This window comes from Falsiroseomonas oryzae, from assembly GCF_027856955.1.
GTDB lineage: Bacteria > Pseudomonadota > Alphaproteobacteria > Acetobacterales > Acetobacteraceae > Falsiroseomonas > Falsiroseomonas oryzae.
Map to the genome: position 1 here is coordinate 1 of NZ_JAPSMD010000242.1, position 8,283 is coordinate 8,283.

General features: G+C 72.7%; 8 protein-coding genes. 5 read left to right on the forward strand and 3 right to left on the reverse strand.

The window, feature by feature from the left end; all coding sequences use genetic code 11:
- Window positions 1-896 (reverse strand): Bug family tripartite tricarboxylate transporter substrate binding protein (locus OZN99_RS20015; protein WP_270937021.1); only part of this gene is annotated, 896 nt, incomplete at its 3' end.
- Between the two features lie 114 nt (window positions 897-1,010).
- Between OZN99_RS20015 and OZN99_RS20020 the strand changes: the two genes are divergently transcribed.
- Genes OZN99_RS20020 through OZN99_RS20040 form a run of 5 tightly spaced genes read left to right on the forward strand, consistent with a single transcriptional unit; the run spans window position 1,011 to window position 5,732 of the window.
- Window positions 1,011-1,634 (forward strand): glutathione S-transferase family protein, encoded by a 624-nt coding sequence (locus tag OZN99_RS20020; RefSeq protein WP_270937022.1) that lies wholly within the window; start codon window positions 1,011-1,013, stop codon window positions 1,632-1,634.
- A 2-nt stretch (window positions 1,635-1,636) separates the two neighbouring features.
- A complete protein-coding gene (locus tag OZN99_RS20025) occupies window positions 1,637-2,290 on the forward strand; it encodes a glutathione S-transferase family protein (protein WP_270937023.1) in 654 nt (217 codons plus the stop codon).
- Window positions 2,290-2,859 carry a histidine phosphatase family protein gene (locus tag OZN99_RS20030; protein ID WP_270937024.1) on the forward strand — a complete coding sequence of 190 codons (570 nt, stop codon included), beginning with the start codon at window positions 2,290-2,292 and terminating at the stop codon, window positions 2,857-2,859. The genes OZN99_RS20025 and OZN99_RS20030 overlap by 1 nt, the downstream gene beginning before the upstream one ends.
- 33 nt (window positions 2,860-2,892) lie before the next feature.
- Window positions 2,893-4,551: an NAD(P)/FAD-dependent oxidoreductase gene (locus OZN99_RS20035; RefSeq protein WP_270937025.1), complete on the forward strand. Its 1,659-nt coding sequence runs from the start codon at window positions 2,893-2,895 to the stop codon at window positions 4,549-4,551.
- Between the two features lie 5 nt (window positions 4,552-4,556).
- Window positions 4,557-5,732, forward strand: coding sequence for a BaiN/RdsA family NAD(P)/FAD-dependent oxidoreductase (locus OZN99_RS20040; protein WP_270937026.1), 1,176 nt, complete (start codon window positions 4,557-4,559; stop codon window positions 5,730-5,732).
- A gap of 51 nt (window positions 5,733-5,783) precedes the next feature.
- On the opposite strand, the gene OZN99_RS20045 is transcribed toward OZN99_RS20040, so the two are convergent.
- Both OZN99_RS20045 and ychF read right to left on the reverse strand, forming a co-directional pair.
- Window positions 5,784-6,833, reverse strand: coding sequence for a methyltransferase (locus OZN99_RS20045; protein ID WP_270937027.1), 1,050 nt, complete (start codon window positions 6,831-6,833; stop codon window positions 5,784-5,786).
- A gap of 182 nt (window positions 6,834-7,015) precedes the next feature.
- Window positions 7,016-8,110 (reverse strand): redox-regulated ATPase YchF, encoded by a 1,095-nt coding sequence (gene ychF / locus OZN99_RS20050; protein WP_270937028.1) that lies wholly within the window; start codon window positions 8,108-8,110, stop codon window positions 7,016-7,018.
- Between the last annotated feature and the right edge of the window lie 173 nt (window positions 8,111-8,283).

Consider the following 8,283-nt stretch of genomic DNA (forward strand, 5'->3'; position numbering starts at 1 on the left):
TCCGGCGCCATCGGCTCCGGCTCGGCGCCCAGCGCGGCCAGCCGCGTGCGCGTCTCCGGCGTGGACAGCGCGCGCGCCGCATCGGCCGAGATGCGCGCGGCGAGCGGCGCGGGCATGCCGCGCGGGCCGAACAGCCCGAACCAGCCCACCGCAGAATAGCCGGGCAGGCCGCTCTCGGCCGCGGTCGGCAGGCCGGGCAGCAGGTCGGTGCGGCGTTCGGAGGTGACGGCCAGGTTCACCACCTGCCCGCCCTGCACCGCGGCCGCCACCGTCTGGGGCGGCGCGAACATCAGCTGGATGCGGCCGGCGATCAGGTCGTTCAGCGCCGGCCCGGTGCCGCGATAGGGCACGTGCAGCATCTCGATCCCCGCCATGGAGGCGAACAGCTCCGCCGCCAGGTGGCTCGCCGCGCCGGTGCCGGAGCTGCCGAAGGTGAAGTGGCCGGGCGGCCGCGCCCGGGCCTGGGCGATCAGCTCGCCCACGTTGCGCGCGCCGACGCCGGGATGCATCGCCACCACATAGGCCGGCGCGGCGATCAGGCTGATCGGGGTCAGCGCGTCGCGCACGCGGAAGGCGTGCTCGGCGCCGGCCAGGCCCATGATGCCGCCGGTCGAGGTCACCATCAGCGTGTAGCCGTCCGGCTGGGCGCGCTGCACCTGCTGCAGCCCGATGCGCCCGGCGCCGCCGCCGCGGTTCTCCACCACCACCGATTGCCGCCAGGACTCCTGGAAGAACTGCGCCAGGATGCGCGCCAGCACGTCCGTCCCGCCGCCCGGCGGGAAGGGCACCACGATGGTGACGGGGCGCGTCGGGAAGGCGTCCTGCGCGCCCGCGATCCCCGGCAGGGCAAGCAGACCGAGCGCGACGGGGGCGGCCAGCAGGCGGCGTGTGAGCATCGGCGTTTCCTCCGGCCAGGGACCATGCGTCGGCCCGCCGCCCGGGCCAAGAGGGGGGCTGGCGACCCGCCCCCGCCCCGACCTACAAGGCCCGCACGACATGGGAGAACGACCGTGAAGCTGCACTACTCGCCCGGCGCCTGCTCGCTCGGCATCCACGTGATCCTCGAGGAGATCGGCAAGCCGTACGAGCTGGCCCCGGTCGCGCTGAAGGACGGCGCGCAGCACAAGCCGGAGTACATGGCGATCAACCCGAAGTCCAAGGTCCCGGCGCTGGACCGCGGCGACGGCAAGGTGCTGACCGAATTCCCGGTGATCGCCTACTGGCTCGGCAAGTCCAACCCGGAAGCCGGCCTGCTGCCCTCCGACTTCGAAGGCGAGATCCGCGCGCTGGAGATGCTGGACTACATCTGCGGCACGGTGCACCCGCACGGCTTCACCCGGCAGTTCCGCCCGGCCAACTTCTCCTTCCGGGAGGAGGACCACCCGAAGTCGGTGGAGCTCGGCAAGCAGAACGCGGCCAAGTATTTCGACGTCATCGACCGCACCTGGCGCGGCGGCACCTGGCTGCTGCCCTCGGGCTACTCGGTCGCCGACGCGGCGCTGTTCTTCGTGGAATACTGGGCGGTGCGCCGGTCCGGCATGACGCTGCCGGCGCATCTCGACGCGCATCTGAAGGCGATGCTGGCGCGGCCCGCGGTGCAGCGCGCGCTGACGCAGGAAGGCCTGGCGCTCTGAGCATGTCGCAGCCGGGCGGCACGCCGGTCCTCTGGACCTCGACCTTCACCTCCGGGACGCTGGCGCACCAGGTTGCCGCCATCTCCGGCGTGCCGTTCGAGCTGCGCTTCATCTCGCTGCGCGCCGGCGACCACAAGGCGCCCGCCTACCTCGCCCTCAACCCGAAGGGCGAGGTGCCGGCGCTGCAGCTGCCCGACGGCACGGTGGTGACGGAACTGCCCGCCATCATCCAGTGGTTCGGCGAGGCCGCGCCGGACAGCTTCCTGTTGCCGCAGGCCGGCACGCCGCGGATCAAGGCGATCGAATGGCTGGCCTGGTGCCACTGGAGCATGGGTCGCCACTTCAACCCCTGCTTCGCCGCGCTGCGCTTCGCCGATGGCGACGAGCAGGCCGCGACCGCCGTGCGCAGCGCCGCGCTCAAGCGCTGCCGCGCCGCGCTGGACTTCGCCGAGGCCGCGCTGGCGGCGCAGGGCGGCACGCTGCTCGACACGGAGCACCCGACGGCGCCCGACATCTTCCTGGCGACGCTCGGCGGCTTCGCCGGGTTCCTCAAGCTCGACATCGGGGACCTGCCTGCCCTGAACGCGCTGATGCGGCGCGTCGCGGCACTGCCCGCCGTCACCGCCGCCCTGGCGCGCGAGAAGGCCCACGCCTGATGCTGACCCGCACCCCCTTCTGGTTCCTCCGCCACGGCGAGACCGACTGGAACGCCCAGGGCCTGTCCCAGGGCCGCACCGACATCCCGCTCAACAAGGTCGGCGTCATGCAGGCCGAGCGCGCCGCGCTGACGCTGCGCACGGCGCGCATCGCCACCATCGTCGCCTCCCCCCTCGTCCGCGCCCGCCGCACGGCGGAGATCGTGGCGAAGCCGCTGGGCCTGCCGGTCGCCCTGGACCACGACCTGGCCGAGGTGAATTTCGGCGAGCAGGAAGGCCAGCCGATGGGCGACTGGTACGACGACTGGATCGCCGGCACCTACACCCCGGCCGATGCCGAGAGCTTCCAGGAGCTGCTGGACCGCGCCGTCCGCGCCGTGAACCGCGCGCTGGACCAGCCCGCGCCGGTGCTGGTCGTGGCGCATGGCGCGCTGTTCCGCGCACTGCGCCTGGCGCTGGGCCACGAGCCCAATGTCCGCACCCCCAACGCCCTGCCGCTGCACATCACCCCGCCGCCGGATGGCGGCGATGTCTGGGGCGTCTCGCCGGCGGTGCTGGCGGAGGGCTGAACCGGCCCCCCGGATGGGCCATATGGGGGCGGCATGCTCCGACTGACCGAACTCAAGCTGCCGCTGACCCACCCCGACGGCGCCATAGAGGCGGCGCTGGTCGCGCGCCTCGGCCTGCGCCCGGGCGAGCTGCTGTCCTGCACCGTCGCCCGCCGAGCCTGGGACGCGCGGAAGCGCAGCGCGATCGAGCTGGTCTATACGCTGGACTTCACGGTGAAGGACGAGGCCGCGCTTCTGCGCCGCCACGCGCGGGACCCGGTGCTGGCCCGCACCCTCGGCCCCGCGCCGGACACCACCTATCACCACGTCACGCGCGCCAAGGCGCCGCCGCCGAAGCGGCCCGTCGTGATCGGCACGGGCCCCTGCGGCATCTTCGCCGCGCTGATCCTGGCGGAGATGGGCTTCCGCCCGATCATCCTCGACCGCGGCAAGGTCGTGCGGGAGCGCACCAAGGACACCTGGGCGCTGTGGCGCCGCAGCCAGCTCACCACCGAGAGCAACGTCCAGTTCGGCGAGGGCGGCGCCGGCACCTTCTCCGACGGCAAGCTCTGGTCCGGAATCAAGGACCCGCAGCATCTCGGCCGGAAGGTGCTGACGGAGTTCGTGCAGGCCGGCGCGCCGGAGGAGATCCTCTGGGTCGCCAAGCCGCATATCGGCACCTTCCGCCTGGTGCAGATGGTCGAATCCATGCGCGCCAAGATCGAGGCGCTGGGCGGCGAGTACCGCTTCGGCACGAAGGTGACGGACTTCGTCATCGAGACCGGCCGCGACGGGCTGCGCCGGATGCGCGGCGTGGTGACGGAAGCCGGCGAGACGATCGAGACCGACCACGTCGTGCTCGCCATCGGCCATTCCTCCCGCGACACCTTCGCGACGCTGCTGGCGCGCGGCGTGCATGTGGAAGCCAAGCCCTTCTCCATCGGCGTCCGCATCGAGCATCCGCAATCCGTCATCGACCGCGCCCGCTTCGGCGACTTCGCCGGCAACCGCATCCTCGGCGCCGCCGACTACAAGCTGGTGCACCACTGCACCGGCCCGGGCCTGAAGGGCCGCAGCGTCTACTCCTTCTGCATGTGCCCCGGCGGCACCGTCGTCGCCGCCACCAGCGAGGCCGGCCGCGTCGTGACGAACGGGATGAGCCAGTATTCGCGCGCCGAGCGCAACGCCAATGCCGGCATCGTCGTCGGCATCACGCCGGAGCTCGACTACCCCGGAGACCCGCTGGCCGGCATCGCCCTCCAGCGCCGGCTGGAGGACCTGGCCTACGAGGCCGGCGGCGGCGCGTATCGCGCGCCGGCGCAGCGCGTCGGCGACGTCCTGGCCGGCCGCCCCTCGACGCAGCTCGGCAGCGTGATCCCCAGCTACAAGCCGGGCGTCACGCCCACCGACCTCTCCCGCTGCCTGCCCGATTTCGTCGTGGCCGCCATCCGTGAGGCGCTGCCCGCCTTCGGCCGGCAGATCCGCGGCTTCGACATGGACGACGCGGTGATGACGGGCGTGGAGACGCGCACCTCCTCCCCCGTGCGCATCCGGCGCGACGCCACGTTCCGCAGCGTGAACACGCTTGGCCTGTATCCCGCCGGCGAGGGCGCGGGCTATGCCGGCGGCATCTTCTCCGCCGGCGTGGACGGCATCCGCGTGGCGGAAGCAGTGGGCCGCGACATGGCCGGGCTGGAAGCGGCCGCCGCCTGACCGCCGTGCAGGACGTCGACGTCATCGTGCTCGGCGCCGGCGCGGCCGGGCTGATGTGCGCGCTGCGCGCCGGAGGCCGCGGCCGCCGCGTGCTGCTGCTGGACCACGCCGACGCAGCCGGCAAGAAGATCCTGATCAGCGGCGGGGGGCGCTGCAACTTCACCAACCTGGGCTGCGCGCCGGACCGCTTTCTCTCCGCCAATCCGCACTTCGCCCGATCCGCCCTCGCGCGCTACACGCAGCACGACTTCGTCGCGCTGGTGCGCCGGCACCGCATCCCTTTCCACGAGAAGACGCTCGGCCAGCTCTTCTGCGACGGCTCGGCACGCGAGATCGTGGCGATGCTGCTGGCGGAATGCGACGCCGCGGGCGTGGACCTCCGCCTCTCCCACCGCGTCACCGACATCGCGCGCGCCGACCGCTTCACCGTCGCGACGGATCGCGGCGCCTTCGCCGCGCCCGCGCTGGTGCTGGCCACCGGCGGCCTCTCCATCCCGAAGATGGGCGCGACCGGCTTCGCGCACGACGTGGCGCGCCGCTTCGGCCTCCCGCTCACGGAGATCCGCCCCGGCCTGGTGCCGCTGACCTTCGCCGCGGACTCGCTCGCGCTGATGCAGCCCCTGGCCGGGGTCTCCCTGGACAGCATCGCGCGCTGCGGCCGCGCGGCCTTCCGGGAGGCGATGCTGTTCACCCATCGCGGCCTCTCCGGCCCCGCCATCCTGCAGGCCAGCTCCTACTGGCGCGAGGAACAGCCGCTCACGCTGGACCTGCTGCCGGAGCGCGACGCGGCGTCCGTTCTGCTGCAGGCCAAGCGCGCCCGCCCGAAGGCGCAGCCACAGACCGTGCTGTCGGACCTGCTGCCGCAGCGCCTGGCGCAGTCCCTCGCCGCGCTGCACCTGCCGCCCCGCGTGATCGGCGAGGTCGGCGACGCCGACCTCCGCCGCCTCGCCGCGCTGCTGAAGGCCTGGCGCCTGATGCCATCGGGCACCGAGGGCTACGCGAAGGCCGAGGTCACGCTCGGCGGCGTGGACACCGGCGCGCTCGACCAGCGCAGCATGATGGCGAAGTCGGTGCCCGGCCTGTTCGTGATCGGCGAGGCGGTGGACGTCACCGGCTGGCTCGGCGGCTACAACTTCCAATGGGCCTGGTCGAGCGGCTGGGCGGCGGGCGAGGCGGCGTGATGCCGTGTCCAGGTTCGCGCGTGCAGCCCCGGCGGGGGGGCTCGGTCGTAATCACGCGGGGTCGGCCTCGATCACCGACAGCGGACAGGGGATCGGGACGATCCGCGCAAGCCTCAGGCCCGCCCGGGCCAGGAGATCGCGGAACTCCGCCTCGGTCCGCTCCCGTCCGCCCGGGTTGAGCATCATGTTGATGTCGTGGATGAACCGCCCCGGCGTGAGGATGTCGGACGGATCAATGCGCTCGGGCAGGATGCGTTCGATCACGAGCAGCCGCGCGCCGTCGCCCATGGCGGCACGCACCGTGCGCAGGATCGCCAGCGCCTCGGCGTCCTCCCAGTCGTGGATCACGCCCTTCAGCACGTAGGCGTCGGCGCCCGCCGGCACCGCGGCGAAGGCGTCGCCACCGACGGATTCATAGCGGTCGGAGAGCCCCGCCTCCGCGATGCGAGCACGGGCGGCGTCGGCCACGTGCGGCAGGTCGAACAGCGTCGCCCGCATGCCCGGATGGCGCGCGAGCACCGGCATGAGCAGCGCGCCGTTCCCCCCGCCCACATCCACGATCCAGCGGTACTGGCCGAACGGGTAGTTCGCGATGATCGCGCCGTTGGCGCCCTCGGTGAGGCTCTGCATCGCCGCGTCGAACAGCCTCGCCGCCTCCGGGTGCTGCGCGAGGCGGGTCCACTTGTCCACGCCGAAGATGTGCCGATAGGCGTGCTCGCCGGTCTTCACGGCGTGGGTCAGCGCCTCCCAGGCCTTGCCCTGGTCGTCGGCGAAGCAGAGGAGCACCCAGGGCCGCATCGACCCCGGCACGCCGCTGCGCAGCGTCGCGCCGAGCGGCGTGAGCGCGTAGCGGCGGTCCTCGTCCTCGCGCAGCACGCCGATCGCGGCCAGTGCACGGAGCAGGCGGGCGAGCGAGGGCGCGTGGGAGGCGGTGGCGGCGGCGAGCGACCCCGCGTCGCGCGGTCCTTCGGCCAGATGGTCCGCGATGCAGAGTTCGGCGGCCGTGTGCACCATGCGTGCCGCCCAGGCGCCGGTGATGAGGCGCATCATGGCGCCGGAGGCGTCGAGGTCCGGGCCGCTGGTCCGCGCTGGTTGCGTCATCGCGCATCCTCCCCGCGGGCGGGGCTACGCCAGGAGCATGGTCCCGCCAGTTCCGGCAACTGCCGAGGCTACAACACGCCCTGTTCGACCTTCAAGCACGGCGTGCGCGCGGCCGGAACGTGGCGCGCCGGCGGTGAGGCCCGGCCGCCATCGCCGGAACGCGCCCTTGCCGATCGGGCGGGTCAGACGTTGAACCGGAACAGCAGCACGTCGCCGTCCTTCACGACGTACTCCTTCCCTTCCACGCGCATCTTCCCCGCGTCCTTCGCCCCTGCCTCGCCGTTCAGGGCGACGTAGTCGTCATAGGCGATGGTCTCGGCCGCGATGAAGCCGCGCTCGAAGTCGCCATGGATCACGCCCGCCGCGCCCGGCGCCTTGGTGCCGCGCGTGATCGTCCAGGCCCGCGTCTCCTTCGGGCCCACCGTGAAGTAGGTCACCAGCCCCAGCAGCTCGTAGCCTGCGCGGATGATGCGATCGAGCCCGCTATCCTCCAGCCCCAGCGAGGACAGGAACTCGGCCCGGTCGCCTTCCGGCATCTGGCTGATCTCGGCCTCGATGGCCGCCGAGACGATCACCGCCTTGGCGCCCTGCGCCGCCGCCATCGCCTGCACGCGCGCGCTGTGCGCATTGCCCGTCGCGGCGCTGGCTTCCTCCACGTTGCACACATAGAGCACGGGCTTGGTGGTCATCAGCTGCAGCCGCGACGCCGCCGCCTCCTCGCCCTTCGGCACCGCGGTCCGCGCCGGCTTCCCGGCTTCCAGCGCGGCCTTCAGCGGCTCGATCAGCGCCATCTGCGCGATCGCTTCCTTGTCGCCGCCGCGCGCACGCTTCACCAGGCCCTGGCTGCGCTTCTCCAGGCTGTCGAGATCGGCGAGCATCAGCTCGGTCTCGACCGTCTCCGCGTCGCGCACCGGATCGACGCTGCCCTCGACATGGGTGATGTCGCCGTCCTCGAAGCAGCGCAGCACGTGGATGATCGCGTCCACCTCGCGGATGTTGGCCAGGAACTGGTTGCCCAGCCCCTCGCCCTTGCTGGCACCTCGCACCAGGCCGGCGATGTCCACGAATTCCAGGCTGGTCGGGATGATCTTCGCGGACTTGCCGATCCGCGCCAGCACCTCCAGCCGAGGATCCGGCACGGCGACGCGGCCGACATTCGGCTCGATGGTGCAGAAGGGATAGTTCGCCGCCTGCGCCGCAGCCGTCTGCGTCAGCGCGTTGAACAGCGTGGACTTGCCGACATTCGGCAGGCCGACGATGCCGCAGTTGAAACCCATCGTGCCTCAGCCCGTGATCGCGGTGAGCCGCGCGGAGAGATCGGCGGCCAAGGTGGAGGCGGCGATGCGCGCCGCCGCGTCGTCGGTGCGGAAATCCAGCGCGGCGGCGCGCAGCAGCGGCGCGAGCGTGCCGGCGGGCAGGCCGGCGCGCTTCGCCGCATCCGCCAGGCGCG

Excerpts from the sequence above, each read along its gene's own strand:
- ychF (WP_270937028.1), bottom strand. The coding sequence starts at position 8,110 with ATGGGTTTCAACTGCGGCATCGTCGGCCTGCCGAATGTCGGCAAGTCC.
- OZN99_RS20030 (WP_270937024.1), top strand. The coding sequence starts at position 2,290 with ATGCTGACCCGCACCCCCTTCTGGTTCCTCCGCCACGGCGAGACCGAC.
- OZN99_RS20045 (WP_270937027.1), bottom strand. The coding sequence starts at position 6,833 with ATGACGCAACCAGCGCGGACCAGCGGCCCGGACCTCGACGCCTCCGGC.
- OZN99_RS20035 (WP_270937025.1), top strand. The coding sequence starts at position 2,893 with ATGCTCCGACTGACCGAACTCAAGCTGCCGCTGACCCACCCCGACGGC.
- OZN99_RS20025 (WP_270937023.1), top strand. The coding sequence starts at position 1,637 with ATGTCGCAGCCGGGCGGCACGCCGGTCCTCTGGACCTCGACCTTCACC.